Consider the following 21,015-nt stretch of genomic DNA (forward strand, 5'->3'; position numbering starts at 1 on the left):
AAAGTTACCTCCCATGACCCTCAACGGATGGCTTCAGATCCTGCTTTACTGCGGGATTGTCCTCGTGCTCGTCAAACCGCTCGGCGGCTACATGACGCGTGTCTTCAACGGTGAGCGCACGTTCCTCTCGCCGGTCCTCGTTCCGATCGAACGGGGGCTCTATGGCATTGCCGGCACCAGCGATCGCGAGGAACAGCATTGGACCTCCTATGCTTTTTCAATGCTGCTTTTCAATTTCCTGGGCGTACTCATGCTTTATGGATTGATGCGCTTGCAGGCCGGTCTGCCCTATAACCCCGCCGGCATGGCCTCCGTGCCGCCGGACCTGTCGTTCAACACCGCCGTCAGCTTCGTCACCAATACGAACTGGCAGAATTACAGCGGCGAAGGCACAATGTCCTACCTTACGCAGATGGCAGGGTTGACGGTTCAGAACTTCGTGTCGGCGTCAACCGGCATCGCCATCGCCGTCGGTTTGATCCGCGCCTTTGCGCGCGCCTCCGGCAAGGCAATCGGCAATTTCTGGGTCGATATGATCCGCGGCACGCTCTACGTGCTTCTGCCGCTCTGCATTGTACTGACGCTGATCTATGTTTACCTCGGCGTGCCGCAGACGCTCGGCCCTTACGTCGAAGCGACGACCCTTGAGGGCGCCAAACAGACGATCGCTGTTGGCCCCGTCGCCTCGCAGCTCGCAATCAAGATGCTCGGCACCAATGGCGGCGGTTTTTTCAATGCCAATTCCGCCCATCCCTTTGAAAATCCCGATGCCATCTCAAACCTCGTCCAGATGCTGTCGATCTTTGCGATCGGCGCAGCCTTGACCAACGTCTTCGGTCGCATGGTCGGCAACCAGCGTCAGGGCTGGGCGATCCTTGCCACCATGGGCATCCTGTTCGTCGTCGGCGTTGGCATCACCTACTGGGCAGAGGCCGCCGGCAACCCGCTGATGCACGCCTTCGGCCTCAATGGCGGCAATATGGAAGGCAAAGAAGTCCGCTTCGGCATTTCGCTCTCCTCGCTCTTTGCGGTCATCACGACTGCCGCTTCCTGCGGCGCGGTCAATGCCATGCATGGCAGCTTTACGGCACTCGGCGGGCTGGTCCCTCTCGTCAACATGCAGCTCGGCGAGATCATCGTAGGCGGTGTCGGCGCTGGCTTCTACGGCATCCTGCTCTTCATCATCGTTGCCGTGTTCGTGGCAGGCCTTATGGTCGGCCGCACACCGGAATATCTCGGCAAGAAGATCGAAGCCAAGGAAATGAAGATGGCTGTCCTTGCCATTCTCTGCCTGCCTTTGGCGATGCTCGTCTTCACCGCGATTGCCACGGTGCTACCATCCGCCGTTGCCTCAGTCGGCACGACGGGTCCGCACGGCTTTTCGGAAATCCTCTATGCCTACACGTCGGCAGCAGCAAACAATGGTTCGGCTTTCGGTGGCCTGACGGGCAATACCCCCTGGTACAACATCACGCTCGGTATCGGCATGCTGATGGGCCGCTTCCTAGTCATCATTCCGGCGCTGGCAATCGCAGGTTCGCTGGTCACCAAGAAGACGGTTCCGGCCTCCGCAGGCACCTTCCCGACCGATGGCTTGCTCTTCGTCGGGCTTCTGACGGGCACGATCCTGATCGTCGGTGGCCTCACCTTCTTTCCGGCGCTGGCCCTCGGCCCGGTCGTCGAGCACCTGATGATGATCACCGGCCAGGCCTTCTGAGGTGATGTCATGATCCTTCATCACAGGCTCCGACGTTCTTCAATTCACGTCCCGGTTTGCCGGGACGTGAAAGCGAGCGGATGACGCGCGCCTCCAACATCATCCTCGTCATCCTCGCCGCCGTTCCAATTCTTCACGGCTGACCGCCCCAACGGTCACCTTACTCTTTCAAGCTGGAGTCTCTTATGAGCCAGGCAAAGTCAGCGAGCATCGTGGATTCTCGCATCTTCATTCCGGCCGTGGGCGCCGCTTTCAAGAAGCTTAACCCGCGCACCCTTGCCAAGAACCCCGTCATGTTTGTCGTGGCCACGGTTTCCGCCCTCACAACGATCCTCTTTATCCGCGATCTTGTAGGCAGCGGCTCAGACCTGGGCTTCTCATTCCAGATCAATCTCTGGCTCTGGTTCACGGTGCTCTTTGCGAACTTCGCGGAGGCTGTCGCCGAGGGCCGCGGCAAGGCGCAGGCCGACTCACTCCGCAAGGCCCGCACGGAGACGCAGGCCAAGCTGCTTACCGACAACAACGGCAGCGGCTATCGCCTGGTGCCCGGTACGAGCCTCAAGGTCGGCGATCTCGTCCTCGTCGAGGCCGGCGACATCATCCCGTCCGACGGCGAAGTCGTCGAAGGTGTAGCCTCGGTCAACGAAGCCGCCATCACGGGCGAGTCTGCCCCGGTCATCCGCGAATCCGGCGGCGACCGCTCGGCTGTTACCGGTGGCACGCAGGTGCTTTCCGACTGGATCCGTGTTCGCATCACGGCGGCTGCCGGATCGACCTTCCTTGATCGCATGATCTCGCTTGTCGAAGGTGCGCAACGCCAGAAGACACCGAACGAGATCGCGCTCAATATCCTGCTCGCGGGCATGACGCTGATCTTCGTTCTTGCCACCGCGACGATCCCGAGCTTTGCGATCTATGCCGGCGGCTCGATCCCGGTCATCATCCTCGTTGCACTCTTCGTGACATTGATCCCGACGACGATCGGCGCCCTGCTCTCGGCGATCGGAATTGCCGGCATGGACCGCCTCGTCCGCTTCAACGTGCTGGCCATGTCCGGCCGCGCCGTCGAAGCCGCCGGCGATGTGGACACGCTTTTGCTCGACAAGACCGGCACGATCACCCTCGGCAACCGTCAGGCGACCGCATTCCATCCAGTCGGCGGCGTTTCCGAAGAGGAGCTTGCCGATGCAGCCCAGCTCGCTTCGCTTGCCGACGAAACGCCCGAAGGTCGCTCGATCGTCGTGCTCGCCAAGGAAAAGTACGCAATCCGCGGCCGGGAGATGGCGAACCTGAAGGCAAATTTCGTGCCCTTCACTGCCCAGACCCGCATGAGCGGCGTCGACCTCGAGGCCTCGTCAATACGCAAGGGCGCAGTCGACGCAGTGCTTTCCTATGTCGGCTCAAGCTCTGCGTCCATCTCGGGCACGGCTTCGGTCGCCATTCGAAACAAAAGCGACGTGGTGAGGGAGCTGCAGGCAATTGCCGACCAGATTGCCAAGGCCGGCGGCACGCCGCTCGCCGTCGCCCGCAACGGCCGTCTGCTTGGCGTCATCCAGCTCAAGGATATTGTCAAGGGCGGCATCCGCGAACGCTTCGCCGAATTGCGTCGCATGGGTATCCGCACAGTGATGATCACCGGCGACAATCCGATGACCGCTGCTGCAATCGCCGCAGAAGCCGGCGTTGACGATTTTCTGGCACAGGCAACGCCGGAGAACAAGCTGACACTGATCCGCCAGGAGCAGGCGAAAGGCAAGCTCGTCGCCATGTGCGGCGATGGCACCAACGACGCACCAGCCCTTGCCCAGGCCGATGTCGGTGTTGCGATGAATACCGGCACGGTCGCCGCCCGTGAGGCAGGCAATATGGTCGACCTCGACAGCGATCCGACGAAGCTCATCGAGATCGTCGAAATCGGCAAGCAGCTGTTGATGACCCGCGGCGCGCTGACGACCTTTTCGATCGCCAACGATATCGCCAAGTACTTCGCCATCATCCCGGCGATGTTCTTGACCTTCTATCCGCAGCTTTCCGCACTGAACGTCATGGGTCTGTCGTCGCCGCAAAGCGCTATCCTGTCGGCAATCATCTTCAATGCGCTGATCATCATTGCGTTGATCCCCTTGTCGCTCAAAGGCGTGCGCTACCGTCCGATTGGTGCCGGCGCGCTGCTTTCGCGCAACCTTTTGATCTATGGACTTGGCGGTATCGTCGTCCCCTTCGTCGGCATCAAGGCGATCGACATGCTGATCTCTGCTGCCCACCTCGCCTAAGGAGTACGAGCAATGTTGAAACAACTTCGTCCGGCAATCGTCATGATCCTTGCCACCACGGCCATCACCGGCCTGCTTTACCCACTCGCCATGACAGGCGCTGCGCAAGCACTCTTTTCGGCGCAGGCAAACGGCAGCCTGGTCGAGAAAGACGGCCAGATTATCGGATCGGCGCTGATCGGCCAGGCCTTTACCACAGACAAATATTTCCACGGCCGTCCTTCGGCGGCAGGCGACGGCTACAATGCGGCAAGCTCCAGCGGTTCGAACCTTGGCCCTACCAGCCGAAAGCTGATCGACCGCGTGAAGGCCGACTACGAAGCGGCCAAGGCCATCAACCCTGGTGCAGAGGTCCCGATCGATCTCGTGACCGCCTCCGGAAGCGGGCTTGACCCGGATATCTCGCCGGAAGCGGCTTACTTCCAGGTGCCGCGCGTCGCCAAGGCTCGCGACATGGACGAGGCCGCGGTGAAAGCCCTGGTAGACAGCGTCCTTCGCAATCGTGAACTCGGCATCCTTGGCGAACCCACCGTCAATGTGCTGGCATTGAACCTGTCCCTTGATGCTTCTATGACTGAGTAAAGGCTGAGGGCCCCGGCACTCACTTGAGCGGGCCGGGCCTGGCTTTGAGGAAAGACGACACACATGCCGGACGACAGAAGCGACCGGGCCCCAAGGCCCTCGCCGGACGCGCTTCTCGAGAAGGCGCGGGCCGAAACGCGCGGACGGCTGAAGATATTTCTCGGCGCCGCCCCTGGCGTCGGCAAGACTTATGAAATGCTGGTTTCCGGACGGGCAAAGCTTGCAGACGGCATCGACGTCGTTGTTGGGGTCGTCGAGACTCACGGCCGCAAGGAAACGCAGGCGCTGCTCGACGGCTTCAGTATCGTTCCGCGGGCGAAGGTCCAGTATAAGGGCCACACCCTGGAGGAGATGGATCTCGACGCCATCCTCGCCCGCAATCCGGATCTCGTCCTCGTCGATGAGCTCGCCCATACGAACGCAGAAGGCAGCCGCCACCCGAAACGTTATCTCGATGTCAGGGAGCTGCTGGACCGCGGCATCGATGTCTATACGACGTTGAATATCCAGCACGTCGAGAGCTTGAACGACGTCGTGTCGCAGATCACCCGTATCCGCGTTCGCGAGACCGTACCCGACTCGGTGATCGACATGGCTGACGATGTCGAGATCATCGATCTGACGCCCGACGACCTGATCAAACGCCTGCACGACGGCAAGGTCTATGTGCCGAAAACGGCCGAGCGCGCGCTGAGCAACTATTTCACGCCAGGAAATCTGACGGCGCTTCGCGAACTCGCATTGCGCAAGACCGCACAGCGCGTCGACGACCAACTCGTCAGCCATATGCAGGCGCATGCCATCTCCGGTCCCTGGGCAGCCGGCGAGCGTGTGCTCGTTTCGATCGATCACCATCGGCGATCAGCCTCGCTGGTGCGTTATGCTACGCGCATGGCTTCGCCACTGCGCGCGCCGTGGTCAGCGGTCTATATCGAAACCAATCAGTCGATCAGTTTGACAGAAGAACAGCGCGATACGATCGCTGCCACGCTAAGGCTCGCCGAGCGGTTAGGCGGCGAGGCTCTCACGCTTCCCGGCCGAGGGGTCGCCGAGGAATTGCTTCGCCACGCAGGCGCCAACAACGTAACACATATTGTCGTCGGGTCCCCAGAGAAGGCGACATGGCGCCAATGGTTTCAGCACTCGCCGGTCGACGAGCTGATCCGGGGCGCCGGTGATATCAGCGTTCACGTCATCTCCGGCAACGAGAAGGACGGCAATGAAGGTCGCGGCGTCAAGCCGGCACCCGCATTGCCGGCCTTCAACATCAGGGCCTATCTACTTGCAACGATCTACGTTGCGGCAGCACTCGCCTTCAGCACGGTGCTCGATCAGGTTCTGGATGTACGCAACCTTGCTCTTGTCTTCCTGATGGCCGTGCTCACCTCCGCCGTACTCCACGGCTTGCGACCGGCGCTCTACAGCTGCATTTTGGGCGCACTTGCCTTCAACTTCTTCTTCCTGCCGCCGCGTTTCACCCTGACGATCAGCGACCCCGAAAGCGTGGTCGCCTTCTTCTTCTTCATCGGCGTTGCCGTGATTGCGAGCAATCTCACAGCGACTGTTCAGCGCCAGGCAGCGGCCGCTCGCCAGCGTGCGCGCACCACCGAGGACCTTTATCTTTTTTCCCGCAAGCTCGCGAGCACCGGCACGCTCGACGATGTACTGTGGGCAACGGCCTTTCAGATCGCCTCGATGCTCAAGGTGCGGGTCGTCCTGCTCCTGCCCGAAGCCGATACGATCGCAGTCAAGGCTGGATACCCGCCCGACGATACGCTGGACGATGCCGACATCGCCGCAGCACGCTGGGCCTGGGAACACAACCACGCCGCCGGGCGCGGCGCCGATACGCTCCCCGGCGCCAAGCGCCTTTATGTGCCGCTTAGAACCGGGCGCACAGCCGTCGGCGTCATCGGTCTCGATAGCGATCGCCGCGACGGCCCGCTCTTTACACCCGAACAGCAGCGGCTCCTGGATGCGCTTGCCGATCAGGCAGCACTGGCCATCGAGCGCATACAGCTTGTGGCCGATGTCGATCGCGCCAAGCTTGCCGCCGAAGCCGATCGCCTGCGCTCTGCCTTGCTGACATCGATCTCGCACGATCTGAAGACCCCGCTCGCAGCAATTCTCGGCGCCGCCGGCACGCTGCGCAACTATTTCGGTTCCATGCCGATGGAGGACCGAAACGACCTTCTGGCGACGGTCGTCGATGAATCCGAACGGCTGAACCGGTTCATCGCCAACCTGCTCGACATGACGAAAATCGAATCCGGAGCCATGGAGGCGAACTATGGTCTGCACTATCCCGGCGACATTGCCGGCAGCGCACTGAGGCGGGCCGCCAAGATCCTTGAGCGTCATAAGCCTGAGATGATCATGTCGGCTGACCTGCCGATGGTGCGCGTCGATCCGGTGCTGTTCGAACAGGCGCTCTTCAACCTGCTCGACAATGCAGCTAAATATGCACCCGAAGGTTCGGCGATCCGCATCGAGGGATGGTCCGACGCCGGAGAGGTCGTCATTCAGGTCGCCGACGAGGGCCCCGGCATTCCACCCGCTGACCTGACGCGCATCTTCGACACCTTCTACCGCTTCCGCAAGGGCGATCAGGTGCGCGCCGGAACGGGCCTTGGCCTTTCCATCTGCCGCGGTTTCATAGAAGCGATGGGCGGCACGATCTTCGCCGGAAACCGCAAGGACCGCTCCGGTGCCATCTTTACCATCCGCATGCCAAAACCCAATGACATTCCAAAACTGGACGAACTCAAATGACCGGTTCAGCCGTGAAAATTCTGGTCGTCGACGACGAACCGCCGATCCGTAAACTTCTTCGTGTCGGGCTCAGCGCACAGGGCTACGAGGTTCAAGAGGCGCCGAATGCCGCCAGCGCCCACCAGGCGGTAAAGGATCGTGAGCCGGATCTCATCGTTCTGGACCTCGGCCTTCCCGACAAGCCTGGCCATGATCTGCTGCGCGAATGGCGCGAGGACGGTCTTTCGATGCCCGTCGTCATTCTTTCCAGCCGCACCGACGAAGCGGGCATTGTCAAGGCGCTTGAAACCGGTGCCGACGACTACGTGACGAAACCCTTCGGCATCAATGAGCTCGGGGCCCGCATTCGCGTGGCGCTCCGCCATCGGCTGCAACAGCAGGGAGAAAAGGCAATCTTCCAGACGGGCGGTCTTTCCATCGATCTCGTCAAGCGGATCGTCAAGCGGGACGACAAGGAGATCAAGCTGTCTCCGAAGGAATACGATATCCTGCGCGTCCTTGCCCAGCATGCTGGCAAGGTGCTGACGCATCAGTTCCTCCTGAAACAGGTCTGGGGGCCGGCTGCCGACGTTCAGTATCTGCGCGTCTACGTCCGCCAGTTGCGGCAAAAGGTGGAGCAGATTCCGGACCAGCCGCAATACATCACCACCGAGACCGGCGTCGGCTATCGGCTCAGGGAGCCGGATTGAGTTCCGGCATCTTACCAGCCGATACGCAAAGACATGAAGCTCGCAGACATCAACCGGCCGGAGCACCTTCATCGGCGTTTCCGTGACGACGAAGCGGCGCGCGCTGCAAAACCTCGCCGAAAAAGCCGGCAATGCGTTTGACATTGGGGATTAGACGATCCTCCAGGTGCTGGAAGCCGTGAACCCTTTGCTCAAAAGGCATCGTCAATGGCATTGCCGAACCACATGCCGGCGATTGCCGGCATGACGAGCCCGCGCGGCCTTCCGGTCGCTTCGCCCAGTAGCTGGAGGAGGCGATCGAAGATCTGCCGACCGAAATCGGCTTATTGCTGCATTTTGGTGAAAGCAACCCTGGTAAGTGTCTCAGCGTGCCTGCCGCCATGGCGCGACCCCTGCAATCGGAAGGCGTCCTTCAGTCGATGCATGAGGCGATAAACGCGTTGCGTTCTATCCGCGTTTCATGGGAGATTCACGGGCGAGCGCGGCTTGAGCGCCGCGCTTGTGTTTGTTGAGCCTGGCTTGAAAGCGTGTTGCAGGCGGGGCGGGCTGAGGTCGGCACGTCCGTTTCAATTTTGCTGGTGGAATGGGATGGGTTTCTAAAAGCACACGAGGAACCGGAAGAACTTTCGTTTTCGTTATACGACCAAGTTGATAGAGTTTACTCAGAACGAAGGAGATCCCCCATGCCGTCAATACGGATGACCCGATTCCTCGCGGCCGCTGTCTTCGCAAGCAGCGTCGCAATCGGCGCCACTGCCCCGGTTTTCGCCGATCAGACGCTTCTTAACGTGTCTTACGATCCAACGCGTGAATTGTATAAGGATTTCAACGCTGCCTTTGCCGCGAAGTGGGAGAAGGACACCGGCGAGACGGTCACGATCCAGACGTCCCATGGCGGTTCAGGCGCCCAGGCGCGTTCCGTCATCGACGGTCTTGACGCCGACGTCGTGACCCTCGCACTCGAAGGCGACATCGATGCGATCGCCAGCAAGACCGGCAAGATCCCAGCCGACTGGAAATCCAGATTCCCGAATAATTCGGCGCCCTACACATCCACCATCGTTTTTCTGGTTCGCAAGGGCAATCCGAAGGGTATCAAGGACTGGGGCGACCTGACCAAGGATGACGTTCAGGTTATCACGCCGAACCCGAAGACTTCGGGCGGCGCGCGCTGGAATTTCCTCGCCGCCTGGGCATGGGCAAAGCAGGCAAACGGCGGTGACGAAACCAAAGCGCAGGATTTCGTAACGAAGCTCCTGCAGCACGTTCCCGTTCTCGATACCGGAGCTCGCGGCGCAACGACGACCTTTGTCCAGCGTGGCCTGGGCGATGTTCTGCTTGCCTGGGAAAACGAAGCCTACCTCTCCTTGGAGGAGCTCGGGCCGGACCAGTTCGAAATCGTTACTCCGACCTTGTCCATCCGCGCCGATCCACCGATTGCGGTGGTCGACGGCAATGTCGATCAGAAGGGCACGCGCAAGCTTGCCGAAGCCTATCTCAACTATCTTTACTCCGACGAAGGCCAAAAGATCGCTGCAAAGCACTTCTACCGCCCGAGCAGGCCGGAGGTCGCCGACAAGGCAGACATCGACCGCTTCCAGAAGCTGAAGCTCGCCACCATCGACGACTTCGGCGGCTGGAAGGCAGCACAGCCGAAATTCTTCGGTGATGGCGGCGTATTTGACCAAATCTACAAGCCGGCCCAATAATACCTCGCATGAAAGCACATAGCCCCACGCGGTGGCGGTTCAAACGGCCGAGCGTCATTCCAGGCTTTGGAATGGCGCTCGGCCTTACCTTGACCTGGCTCACCCTTTTGATCCTCATCCCCCTGTCAGGTCTCGCCTGGCGTTCGAGCGAACTCGGCTGGGACAAGTTCTCGCAAATTGCGTTCGATCCGCGAACGCTGAGCGCACTTCGCATCAGCTTCGGCGCCGCCTTTGTCGCGGCCTGTGTCAACGCCGTTTTCGGTGTCGTCCTTGCGTGGGTGTTGGTGCGGTACCGTTTTGCCGGCAAGCGGATAATCGATGCTATGGTCGATCTGCCTTTTGCGCTGCCGACCGCAGTTGCCGGTATCGCTCTGACGACGCTCTACGCGCCGAACGGCTGGATAGGCCAGTTCCTGACGCCGCTTGGCATCAGGATAGCCTTTACACCGGTCGGCATCGTCGTTGCCCTCGTCTTTGTCGGCCTGCCTTTCGTCGTACGCACCGTGCAGCCGGTGATGGAAGAGATCGACAAGGAGGTGGAGGAAGCTGCCGCAACGCTTGGTGCCAATCGTTTCCAGACGATCTTCCGTGTCCTTCTTCCAGCACTCGCGCCTGCCGTGTTGACAGGCTTTGCATTGGCCTTTGCACGCGGGGTCGGCGAATATGGCTCGGTCATCTTCATCGCCGGCAACTTGCCGTTCAAGTCAGAGATTGCGCCGCTTTTGATCGTCATCAAGCTGGAAGAATACAACTACGCGGCCGCGACAGGCATTGCGGCAGTCATGCTGATCATCTCTTTCATCATGCTGCTCGTGATCAATCTCATCCAGAGCTGGAGCAGGCGGAGGTACGGTAATGGCATCTGACACAACCGGTCGCTCAACCAAGGTCCGCTCCGTCGTCACCGAAACAAGGCTCGCCCGCTGGACGCTTATCGTCCTGTCGCTGGTCTTCCTGCTCCTTATCCTGCTGCTGCCGCTTGCGGCCGTCTTCGTCGAGGCCTTCCGCAAGGGCGGGAGTGCTTTTTTCGAGGCGCTGCAGGACGCCGAGACTTTCTCGGCGATAAGACTGACGCTCATCGTTGCCGGTATCAGCGTGCCGTTGAACCTATTTTTCGGGGTCGCAGCCGCATGGGCGATCGCCAAGTTCGAATTCAAGGGCAAGGCCATCCTGACGACCCTGATTGACCTTCCTTTCTCCGTCTCTCCGGTTATTTCCGGCCTCGTCTTCGTGCTGCTTTTCGGTGCAAATACCTATCTCGGAAAATGGCTCGACGCGCACGACATCAAGATTCTCTTCGCAGCCCCCGGACTGATCCTCGCCACAATGTTCGTTACCTTTCCCTTCGTGGCGCGCGAACTGATCCCATTGATGCAGGAACAGGGAACGGCGGATGAAGAAGCGGCCCTGTCACTGGGTGCCAGCGGCTGGCAGACCTTCTGGCATGTGACGCTGCCCAACATCAAATGGGGCCTGCTTTATGGCGTGCTTCTGTGCAACGCCCGTGCCATGGGAGAGTTCGGCGCCGTTTCAGTCGTCTCCGGACACATCCGCGGCCAGACGAACACCATGCCGTTGCAGGTGGAAATCCTTTACAACGAGTATAATTTCACCGGCGCTTTTGCCGTTGCAACATTGCTTGCCTTGCTTGCGCTTGTGACTCTTGTTTTGAAGACGCTGCTCGAAATGCGATACAGCGAAGAAATCGCTGCCAGCCGGCGGCACTGAAGGAAATAGAATGGAAGTACGCGTTCAAAACTTGCGCAAGGAATTCGATCGCTTCCCGGCGCTCCATGACATCTCGCTCGATATCCGTTCAGGAGAGCTGATCGCGCTGCTCGGCCCGTCCGGCTCCGGCAAGACGACGCTCCTGCGCTTGATTGCCGGCCTCGAAAGCCCGACCGAAGGTCGGATCTACTTTGGTGATGAAGATGCCTCGAAAAAGACCGTGCAGCAGCGCAATATCGGCTTCGTGTTTCAGCACTATGCTCTTTTCCGCTACATGACGGTGCTCGACAATATCGCCTTCGGGCTCAAGGTGCGCGATGCAACGCGCCGCCCCACAAAGTCCGAAATTCGCAGCCGTTCACTGGAACTGCTCGATCTCGTGCAGCTTTCGGGCCTGGAAAAGCGCTATCCGGCCCAGCTCTCGGGCGGTCAGCGACAGCGCGTCGCGCTCGCACGCGCTCTTGCGGTAGAGCCGAACGTACTGCTTCTCGACGAGCCTTTTGGCGCGCTCGACGCTCAAGTGCGCAAGGACCTGCGCAAATGGCTTCGTGAGATCCATGACCGCACCGGTCACACCACGGTTTTCGTCACGCATGACCAGGACGAGGCGATGGAACTTGCCGACCGCGTCGTCGTCATGAGCCAGGGCGCGATCGAACAGGTCGGCACACCGGACCAGGTCTACGACAATCCGAATTCGCCCTTCGTCTTCGGTTTCGTGGGCCAGTCGAATTGTCTGGATGTGCGCGTTGCCGACGGCGAACTTTGGTTCGAAGACCGTCCCCTTGGCTTGAAGGCGGGCAATGAGGAGGACGGCAGCGCGCAGCTCTATTTCCGCCCGCACGACATCGAACTGCGCGACGGCTGCGGTGGCTGCATCGCCGGCCTTCTCGTCTCCAGCCGCCGCGTTGCCGGTACGCGCCACATCGAGGTCGACATCGGCAAGGATCATCCGTCGATCGAGCTCGAATTGCCGCCCGAGCAAGCTGACAGCCTTGACCGCAATCGCATCGCCTTCCGCCCCAAACGCTGGAAGCTGTTCAGGAACGCCTGACGACCCTTGCCGTCCAAATAGGTGAATGGCGCAACCGAAAGTTCAAGCCTATTGCCAGCGCCTTTGGAAATATATTGCCGGCGGCTTTCATCGGAGCCGCTACACTTACTTATTGCGCATTTCCTAAATTAGCGGAATATAGACCAGCACTACCGGCTAAAACGTTCGGCAACCATGTGTCAGATGGAGGGGTTCATGTCTCTCGCGATCAACGATACCGCACCGGATTTCGAGGCAGAAACGACCGACGGCAAGATCAGATTTCACGACTGGATCGGCAATTCCTGGGCTGTCCTGTTTTCGCATCCCAAGGATTTCACGCCGGTTTGCACTACAGAATTGGGCTACATGGCCAGGATCAAACCCGAATTCGACAAGCGTGGCGTGAAGATCATCGGCCTGTCGGTCGATCCCGTCGATCGCCATGCCGGTTGGGCAAGCGACATTAAGGAAACGCAGGGCGCAGCGCCGAATTTCCCGATGATTGCCGATACCGATTACAACGTATCGAAGCTTTATGGCATGCTCCCTGCAGCAGTCTCCGGCGACCCGACAAAGCGCACGCCAGCCGACAACCAGACCGTGCGCAATGTCTTCGTCATTGGCCCTGACAAGAAGATCAAGCTGATCCTCGTCTATCCGATGACGACCGGCCGCAATTTCGATGAGGTGCTGCGTGTAATCGACTCGCTGCAGCTGACCGCCAAGCACAGGGTTGCCACACCGGTGAATTGGAAACAGGGCGAGGACGTCATCATCGCCGGTTCGGTGAGTGACGACGAGGCCAGGACCATCTATCCGAGCGGATGGACCGCACCGAAGCCCTATATCCGGATCGTACCGCAACCAGAGGCATAGGTGCGGCAGGGGGTGGAGCAGTTCGCAAAAGGGAGGTGCCGATGATCTTCCGCCAACTCTTCGACAGTGTCTCCGGCACCTACACCTATCTCATCGCCAGCCGCAAGGGTGGCGAGGCCCTGATCATCGATCCAGTGCTCGAAAAGGTCGACCGCTATCTCAAGCTGGTGGAGGAGCTCGACCTCAAACTGGTCAAGGCTGTGGATACTCATCTCCACGCTGACCACATTACCGGACTGGGTGCCCTGCGCGACCGGACCCATTGCGTTACCGTCATGGGCGAGCAGACGCTTGCCGATGTTGTCTCCATGCGCGTCGCCGAGGGCGACCGCGTGGCGATTGAGGGACTGAGCCTCGACGTCCTTTATACGCCGGGCCATACGGACGATTCCTACTCATTCCTCATGAATGGCCGCGTTTTTACGGGCGACACCCTGCTTATCCGCGGCACCGGCCGTACCGATTTTCAGAACGGCAATCCGCTTCAGCAATACGACTCGATCTTCAACAAGCTCCTCAAACTGCCTGACGAGACCCTGGTCTATCCGGCGCATGATTATAAGGGCGACACCGTTTCCACCATCGGCGAGGAAAAGCGTTTCAATCCACGCCTGAAGGTCAGATCAGCCGACGAGTACGCCGACCTCATGAATAATCTGAAGCTTCCCAATCCGAAGATGATGGATGTCGCCGTGCCTGCAAATATCCATATCGGCCTGCATCAGGACGAGATTGCACGCAAGGGCTGGGCCGTCTCGGCGGCAGAGGCCCTGGCGCTCAGCGGGCGTCCCGACATTACAATCGTCGACCTTCGTGAGAAGGGAGAACGGGAAAAGCATGGAACAATTCCTGGCTCCCTTCATGCGCCCTATCCGGATTTGCTGGAAAACATCAGCACCGGCGGCATGTTGCACGAACTGGCAGAGGCAACCGGCAAGCGAATCGTATTCTACTGCGCTTTCGGTGAGCGCTCAGCAATGGCCGTGCAGGCAGCCCAGGACGCCGGCTTGGCCAGCGCCTGCCACATCGAAGGCGGAATCGACGCCTGGAAGAAGGCGAACGGTCCGGTGATCCGATAGCCTGGCTGAGGTATTCGCCGGCCGCCACGGCCATTGTCGTCATTTGGTCGAGGCGGACAGCATACATCAGCCGGCCCTGTTTCCCTCGCTGTCAAATAGGTGCAGATGTTGCGGCGGAAAACATACGCTGACTTCAGGCCCGGCCGTCAGCGCTTGGCGATCAAGCGTAAAGACCTTGAATGGCAGGCCATGCAGCGACAGATGCAGGATGATGCCGAAGCCGGTTGGTTCGACCAGCTCGACCTTGGCAGGCATTCCGCCTGGGTGCGACATGATCACATGCTCCGGACGGATGCCGAGCGTGACTTTCGCGCCGCCCGCAAGCGAAAGCGGCGCCGACAGCGCAACAAGCGTCCCGTCCTTCAACCTGACCCCGCCCGCTTCGCATGTTGCATCCAGGAAATTCATGCCAGGAGAACCGATGAAACCTGCGACGAAAAGATTGGCAGGCCGATCGTAAAGCTCGAGGGGGCTGCCGACCTGCTGCACCACGCCGCCATGCATGGCGACGATCCGATCGGCGAGCGTCATTGCCTCGATCTGGTCATGCGTCACATAAATCGAGGTCGCCTTCAGGTCGGCATGCAGTTTCTTGATCTCAGCACGCATCTGTTCGCGAAGACGTGCGTCGAGGTTCGAGAGCGGTTCGTCGAAAAGAAAGGCCTTGGGTTGGCGAACGATGGCCCGACCCATGGCGACACGCTGCCGCTGCCCGCCCGAAAGCGCCTTTGGTCGCCGCTCAAGCAGCGGATCGAGGCCGAGCTTGGAGGCGGCATTTGCAACCGCGCTGGCGATTTTTTCCTTCGCCGTCTTCCTCAGTCTTAGACTGTAACTCATGTTGCCGGCTACGTTCATATGGGGATAAAGCGCGTAGGACTGGAACACCATGGCGATATCCCGGTCTTTCGGATGCAACTCATTGACCCGGTTCCCGGCAATGCGGATTTCGCCGCCGGTGACCTCTTCGAGCCCCGCGATCATGCGCAGCAGGGTCGACTTGCCGCAGCCCGACGGGCCCACAAGGACGACGAATTCGCCATCCTTGATCTGGAGATCAACGTCATGCAGCACCTGGACGTGGCCGTAGGCTTTCTTGATGTTCTGGATATCGATCGATGCCATGTGACTAACCCTTGACCGCACCGGCCGTCAGGCCGCGGACGAGATAACGCTGAATGAGCAGGAAGAAGAGGCAGGCTGGAATGAGCGCCATGATACCCGCCGCCATCATCTGCCCGAAATCGACAGAGAATTTCGATACGAATGTCAGAAGGCCGACCGGAAAGGTTGCCGCGTCATTGCCGTTGATAAGCATCAGCGCGAAGAGCAGTTCGCTCCAGGCCGCGGTGAACACGAAGCCAAGTGTTGCCGCGATTCCCGGCAGTGTCAGCGGCAAGATGATCTGCCGGAAGGCCGTGAACTGCGTCGCTCCGTCGATCATCGCAGCCTCCTCGAGATCCTTTGGAATGCCGTCGAAAAAGGATTGCATCAGGAACGTCGCAAAGGGCACGTTGAAGGCTGTATAGACGACGACGAGGCCGGTCAGACTGTTGGTCAAGTGCAGCGGCGAGAGTATCTTGAAGATCGGTGCGACGAGCATGACCAGCGGGAACATCTGCGTCAAAAGCATCAGCGCGACGATCCAGTATTTTGCCCGGAAATGGAAGCGCGACAGCGCATAACCGGAAAGCGACGCGCAGATCGTCACCGCCACCGCCGTCGAAGCCGACACGATGAGGCTGTTCTTGAAGAAGGTTGGAAAAGCACTGTGCTGAAGCACAAAGGAATAATGTTCCCAGGTCGTCCGCGACGGCCACATGCGCACGCCCTCGGTATAAAGAAGGTCGTTCGGCGTGAGCGAGACCTTCAGCAGCCAGAAAAGCGGAAAGAGCGCGAAACCGATATAGCAGACGATTGCCAGCCTGTGGGCGATGGTCGCAATAGTGGGTCGTCTCATCTATTCAATCCTTCAGCAGGGTCTGCCGCAGCAGGATGATCAGCATGGAATAGGCAAGCAGCAGTGCGAGCAGAACCAGTGCGATTGCCGAGGCGTAACCGAAATCGAGCCGTCTGAACGCCTGGGTGAAGATATAGCTGGCGACGATCTGCGTCCGGTCCGCCGGCCCGCCGCCGGTCATGACGACAATGAGGTCAGCAAAGTTCGATACCCAGACGGTGCGGAGCAAGACGGTGATGGCAATCGTTGGAGCAAGGAAGGGAAGCGTGATCGAACGGAAGCGCTGGACCCAGCCGGCTCCATCGATCGATGCGGCTTCATAAAGATCTCGAGGAATTGCCTGAAGCGCTGCAAGCAACGTGATCGCAAAGAACGGGATGCCCCACCAGACATTGGCAATGATCGGTCCCCACATCGCATATTGCGGATCAGAAAGAATGTTGCCAGGCGCGCCGGTCAGCCCAAGGCCGAAGAGCCAGTGCGGAATTGGCCCGATCACCGGATTGAAAAGCCAGGCCCAATTGAGACCCGCAAGGAAGGACGGAACCGCCCAGGGCAGAAAGACGAGTGCCTGCACGATGCCCCTGCCCCAGAACGGCTTGTCGAGCAGAAGCGCCAGGATGAGCCCGAAGGCGAACTGCAAGATCACCGAAGCACCCGTCCACCATAGAGTATTGCGAAGCGCACCGTAAAAGGCCTCGTCCTTCGAAAGGGCGCGGAAGTGCTCAAGTCCGATGAGACCACCGGAAAATGGGTTCAGAAGCTGGATATCGCGAAAGGCGTAGGAAATGCCCACCGCCAGCGGGGCCAACATTACCGCGATGATGAGGATCAGCGACGGTGCGCTGTAGAGATAGGGTTGGGAGGCATCTGCCAGACGCTTCAGCCACGGCCTGCGATCGTGGTGCCTGTGCAACGTGTCGGCGATCATAGTCATCGGCCAAATTCCGGTTCGCGGCGCTGAGGGCGCCGTCTGTCTCGTGGGGAAGAACTGGCGGCGGATCGCTCCGCCGCCCCTGGCACCTACTTTTTGGCCAGGAACTTCTGCTGTGCCTTGGTCAAGTAGTCGGCCCACTGATCGGCCAGCTCCTTCGGCGTAATGTCGCCAAGAAGTGCCTGCTGCGAGGTCTTGATCGCCAGCGAATCTTTGAAGAAGGCGAATTCTTCGAGATAGGTCGGCATCACGGTCGGAACCGTGTTCGGGTCAGCCAGTTCCTCGAACCAGCCCTTGAACTGGTCGCCGGCATAGAAGGGATCCTTCTCGGCCGCAGTATAGGCCGGCAGCGCGCCGATCTTCTTGTTCCACTCAATGTTGCCTTCAGGACCTTCAAGCGTTGCAATCAGCTTCCAGGACAGGTCCTTGTTCTGGCTCGTGGAAAACATCGACCATCCCGCATAGCCGATCGTCGGGAAGGATTTGCCGTCGGGCCCCTTGGGCAGCGGAATGACGCCGAAGTCTTCCTTCTTCATGCGCTCGGCAATGGCAATCAGAGCATCCGGATCCTGGTCGAGAAAGGCGCAGGTGCCGGAATAAAAGCCGGCAACGACCTCATTGAAGCCCCAGTTCACACTATCCTTGGGCGCATAGCCCTTCTTATAGAGATCGACCATCCACTCGATGCCCTTTGTCCAGCCGGGGCTGTTCATGGTCGAAGTGCCGTCTTCGTTGAAGTATTTGTTGTCGCCTGCCATGGAGGCTGCAAATATCATCCAGCCGTTTAAGCCACCGGGGCCGCCGCGCATGCAGTAACCGTATTTTCCGGAGATCTTGGAGACCGCCTCGGAGGCCTTGGCAAATTCGTCCATTGTCTTCGGCGGTTCGTTAACGCCTGCCTCCTGGAGCAGCTTCTTATTGTAGAACATGGCACGCAGATAGAAGCCATAAGGCAGCATATAGGCCGTATCCTTGACATCGCGGCCGAGTTCGAGCGCGCGCGGCGTCAGTTCCTTGGTGTGCTCCCACTTTTCCAGATAGGGTTCAAGGCTTTCAAGCATGCCGTTGTTGCCGTAGAGCGAAAGCCAGGTATCCGGCATTTCCATCACGTCCGGCGTATCGCCCGCCGACACCATTGTCGCGAACTTCTGGAAGGCTTCGTTCCACGGTAGCGAGATGATTTCGACCTTGGTGCCCGGGTTTTCGGCCTCGAACTTGCCGACGATCGATTTAAGTGTCTCGGTGCGCTCCGGGCTGGTGATGACTTCGACGAGTTTCAGAGTCGTATCGGCAAACGCAGTGCCGGCCATCATCGCTGCGAAGAGCGTTGCGGTTATCAATCTTTTCATGCTCAGTTCCCCCTTTTCGGTGTTCTTTCAGTTGACGGTTATGAAGCGGCGGCAATCGCCTCTTCGATATCCCTCCACAGCGCCTCGGTTCCTTCAAGGCCGACATGGAGGCGTACGGACCGCGGATGAATGCCAAAGGCATGCGCGGAATTCGGCTGCGCTTTCTGCTGGAGCACAACCTCGCCCGGTACGATCAGGCTTTCGTGCCCACCCCAGCTCACACCCAGTTTGAAAAGCTTGAGGTGGTCGGCAAAGACGCGGATATCCACACCTTCGCGAAAAATGAACGAAAAGAGCCCCGATGTGCCGTTGAGGCCATTGGGCAGGCGATTGGAAAGTCCCGGATGACAGACCTGCTCGACGATGTCGTATTTCTGCAGGCGCTGGGCGATGGCCATCGCCGCAGCCTCGTGTGCCTTCATGCGAAGCGGCAACGTGCGCATACCGCGGATGAGAAGCCAGGCGTCAAAGGGCGAAAGCTTGGCGCCGAGATAGGGATAGGCCTCGGCCTTGATGCGCGCGATCATCTCCTTGGAACCGGCAATGACGCCGGCGACGACGTCGCTGTGGCCGCCGAGATATTTTGAGGCCGAATGGATCACGAGATCGACACCTAACGTCAGCGGCCGTTGGAAGAAGGGGCTTGCCCAGCTGTTGTCGATCATCGTAACGGCGCCGTGCTGCTTGCCGAGTGCCGCAAGCGCGCCAACGTCATGGGCCTCCATGACCCAGCTCGTCGGGCTTTCCATGTAGAACAGCCTCGCACCTGGAAGCGCCTTGGCGACCGCCTCCTCGTCTCGTCCGTCGACATAGGTGACTTCGATCCTCATCCGCTTGAGGATCGTGCCAAACAGGCGGAATGCATCCGGATAGACGTGCCTGACCGCGACGATCCGGTCACCGGGCTCCACAAAACTCAGCACCGCCGATGAGATCGCCGCCATGCCGCTCGCAAAACCAAGCGCATCTTCGGCGCCTTCGAGCCTGGCAAGCATCTCCTCGAACGTCCGCACAGTCGGATTGAGCCCACGGGTATAGATCGGCCGCACCTTCTCGCCGCGATAGGAAGCGATCATGTCATCATAGTCGGAGAAGGTGAAAAGCGAAGTCTGAAAAATCGGCGGAACGACCGCATCAGCGATGTTACCCTCGTCATGCGCAGTGATCAGCGAAGCAAGCTCGAAGGGTTCCAAGCCGTTGCTCATTTGGACATTTCCTTGATGTCTTCCTCGACAATCTCGAGGATTTTCAATGTTTCTGCGCGGGCAGCCTCTGGATCCTGGGCAGCGATGGCGTTGAAAAGCGTGCGGTGGAAGGGAAAGGACCGGCGCGCAAAATCCTCCCGGTCGAATGGATGGGTCCAAAAGCGCTCGAAGGTCTCGCGCATCTGCTCGAGGAGCTGACCGAACAGCGGGTTATGGGTTGCGTGATAAACAGCCATATGAAATGCGAGGTCTTCGCGACCGGACGTGCCCTTCGCTTGGTGCACGCGCTCCATCTCGTCGAGCTTCTCTTCGATGATGGCGAGGTCACTGGCCGTCCTGCGACGCGCAGCCACCATGCCTGCTTCGCATTCGATACCGCGGCGAACCTCCAGCGTCTGCAGAAGGACGTCACGAAGATGCGCCGTGTCAAGTGACAGCGGCATGTGGATGGTCGCCTTGGAAACCGGCTTCAAGAGATAGGTGCCGCTTCCCATGCGCGTCTCAATCACTCCAAGGGCCTGAAAGTGTCGGATCGCCTCGCGAATAGTCGAACGGCCCACGGCAAGGGCTGCCATAAGTTCACGCTCGGCAGGCAGCCTGTCGCCTGCCTTAAGCTTCGCCGCTTCAACATAATGAGCCAGCGCCTCAGTCACCTGACGCGCCCGATCCATGGCGGGAAGCGGCCGGATCAAGGGGGTATCGCTGACATTTGCCTTCATGGTTCCCCAGTAACCTCTTAAAGCAGCAGCTTGTCAAATTGGTCTGACGTCTTAGCATTTCGCAAAGAACCGTTGCCGTCAAGGTGGGCAGAGCAGCTGGTGGTGAGGATTCCCTTTCACAGTGGCCACATTTCCCGATTCTTCTTCCGTGTTTTCACTTTATCAATGTCCCGCTCGCGCCCTCCCTTAGCAATGCAAGCCTAACCAACTGACTTCCAATCATTTTATGCAAAGACCAAGCTTGGCGTTGCTCCGAGCCTGTAAACCTGGCGGCAGGGCTCCCTCCGAAGGCGCTGGCCCCAAAAACTTTCACACTCATCTAGTCCGCCGGCTCCGCTGGGCGGTCGCCCTGGATGTTGACGTCGGTTTTCAAAGCGCCGTTCTGTATGG

18 protein-coding genes are annotated in these 21,015 nt (G+C 59.5%); 11 read left to right on the forward strand and 7 right to left on the reverse strand.

Annotation, left to right across the window (positions count from 1 at the left end; genetic code table 11):
• Window positions 1–13: 13 nt before the first annotated feature.
• From kdpA to AM571_RS31225, 5 genes are all read left to right on the forward strand, one after another.
• Window positions 14–1,717, forward strand: coding sequence for a potassium-transporting ATPase subunit KdpA (kdpA, locus tag AM571_RS31205; RefSeq protein ID WP_074064818.1), 1,704 nt, complete (start codon window positions 14–16; stop codon window positions 1,715–1,717).
• A 185-nt stretch (window positions 1,718–1,902) separates the two neighbouring features.
• Entirely contained in the window at window positions 1,903–3,990 is a 2,088-nt protein-coding gene (kdpB, locus tag AM571_RS31210; protein WP_074064819.1) for a potassium-transporting ATPase subunit KdpB, read from the forward strand.
• A gap of 12 nt (window positions 3,991–4,002) precedes the next feature.
• A complete protein-coding gene (kdpC, locus tag AM571_RS31215) occupies window positions 4,003–4,572 on the forward strand; it encodes a potassium-transporting ATPase subunit KdpC (protein ID WP_074064820.1) in 570 nt (189 codons plus the stop codon).
• A 63-nt stretch (window positions 4,573–4,635) separates the two neighbouring features.
• Window positions 4,636–7,344 (forward strand): sensor histidine kinase, encoded by a 2,709-nt coding sequence (locus tag AM571_RS31220; RefSeq protein WP_074064821.1) that lies wholly within the window; start codon window positions 4,636–4,638, stop codon window positions 7,342–7,344.
• Window positions 7,341–8,033, forward strand: a complete 693-nt coding sequence (locus AM571_RS31225; RefSeq protein WP_074064822.1) for a response regulator transcription factor — start codon at window positions 7,341–7,343, stop codon at window positions 8,031–8,033. The genes AM571_RS31220 and AM571_RS31225 overlap by 4 nt, the downstream gene beginning before the upstream one ends.
• 49 nt (window positions 8,034–8,082) lie before the next feature.
• On the opposite strand, the gene AM571_RS36705 is transcribed toward AM571_RS31225, so the two are convergent.
• On the reverse strand, window positions 8,083–8,415 hold the full coding sequence (locus AM571_RS36705) for a hypothetical protein (protein WP_155774559.1): 333 nt from the start codon (window positions 8,413–8,415) through the stop codon (window positions 8,083–8,085).
• Window positions 8,416–8,716: 301 nt separating this feature from the next.
• Between AM571_RS36705 and AM571_RS31235 the strand changes: the two genes are divergently transcribed.
• The 6 genes from AM571_RS31235 (at window position 8,717) to AM571_RS31260 (ending at window position 14,461) form a co-directional block, all read left to right on the forward strand.
• A complete protein-coding gene (locus AM571_RS31235; RefSeq protein WP_074064823.1) occupies window positions 8,717–9,742 on the forward strand; it encodes a sulfate ABC transporter substrate-binding protein in 1,026 nt (341 codons plus the stop codon).
• Window positions 9,743–9,750: 8 nt separating this feature from the next.
• Window positions 9,751–10,608 (forward strand): sulfate ABC transporter permease subunit CysT, encoded by an 858-nt coding sequence (cysT, locus tag AM571_RS31240; protein WP_074064824.1) that lies wholly within the window; start codon window positions 9,751–9,753, stop codon window positions 10,606–10,608.
• Window positions 10,598–11,470: a sulfate ABC transporter permease subunit CysW gene (gene cysW / locus AM571_RS31245; RefSeq protein ID WP_074064825.1), complete on the forward strand. Its 873-nt coding sequence runs from the start codon at window positions 10,598–10,600 to the stop codon at window positions 11,468–11,470. The genes cysT and cysW overlap by 11 nt, the downstream gene beginning before the upstream one ends.
• A gap of 10 nt (window positions 11,471–11,480) precedes the next feature.
• A complete protein-coding gene (locus AM571_RS31250) occupies window positions 11,481–12,524 on the forward strand; it encodes a sulfate/molybdate ABC transporter ATP-binding protein (RefSeq protein ID WP_074064826.1) in 1,044 nt (347 codons plus the stop codon).
• Between the two features lie 195 nt (window positions 12,525–12,719).
• Window positions 12,720–13,382, forward strand: a complete 663-nt coding sequence (locus AM571_RS31255) for a peroxiredoxin (RefSeq protein ID WP_074064827.1) — start codon at window positions 12,720–12,722, stop codon at window positions 13,380–13,382.
• A 41-nt stretch (window positions 13,383–13,423) separates the two neighbouring features.
• Window positions 13,424–14,461, forward strand: coding sequence for an MBL fold metallo-hydrolase (locus AM571_RS31260; protein ID WP_074064828.1), 1,038 nt, complete (start codon window positions 13,424–13,426; stop codon window positions 14,459–14,461).
• A gap of 66 nt (window positions 14,462–14,527) precedes the next feature.
• Here the strand turns inward: AM571_RS31260 and AM571_RS31265 are convergent, their stop codons facing one another.
• The 6 genes from AM571_RS31265 to AM571_RS31290 form a co-directional block, all read right to left on the reverse strand.
• Complete coding sequence (locus AM571_RS31265; RefSeq protein WP_074064829.1) at window positions 14,528–15,583, reverse strand: ABC transporter ATP-binding protein; 1,056 nt, start codon at window positions 15,581–15,583, stop codon at window positions 14,528–14,530.
• Between the two features lie 4 nt (window positions 15,584–15,587).
• A complete protein-coding gene (locus tag AM571_RS31270) occupies window positions 15,588–16,418 on the reverse strand; it encodes a carbohydrate ABC transporter permease (RefSeq protein WP_074064830.1) in 831 nt (276 codons plus the stop codon).
• A gap of 4 nt (window positions 16,419–16,422) precedes the next feature.
• Entirely contained in the window at window positions 16,423–17,355 is a 933-nt protein-coding gene (locus AM571_RS31275; RefSeq protein WP_074064831.1) for a carbohydrate ABC transporter permease, read from the reverse strand.
• Between the two features lie 86 nt (window positions 17,356–17,441).
• A complete protein-coding gene (locus AM571_RS31280; RefSeq protein WP_074064832.1) occupies window positions 17,442–18,701 on the reverse strand; it encodes an ABC transporter substrate-binding protein in 1,260 nt (419 codons plus the stop codon).
• A gap of 38 nt (window positions 18,702–18,739) precedes the next feature.
• Window positions 18,740–19,906: a PLP-dependent transferase gene (locus tag AM571_RS31285; RefSeq protein ID WP_074064833.1), complete on the reverse strand. Its 1,167-nt coding sequence runs from the start codon at window positions 19,904–19,906 to the stop codon at window positions 18,740–18,742.
• On the reverse strand, window positions 19,903–20,625 hold the full coding sequence (locus tag AM571_RS31290) for a FadR/GntR family transcriptional regulator (RefSeq protein WP_074064834.1): 723 nt from the start codon (window positions 20,623–20,625) through the stop codon (window positions 19,903–19,905). The genes AM571_RS31285 and AM571_RS31290 overlap by 4 nt, the downstream gene beginning before the upstream one ends.
• Window positions 20,626–21,015: the final 390 nt, after the last annotated feature.

The organism is Rhizobium etli 8C-3 (genome assembly GCF_001908375.1).
GTDB lineage: Bacteria > Pseudomonadota > Alphaproteobacteria > Rhizobiales > Rhizobiaceae > Rhizobium > Rhizobium etli_B.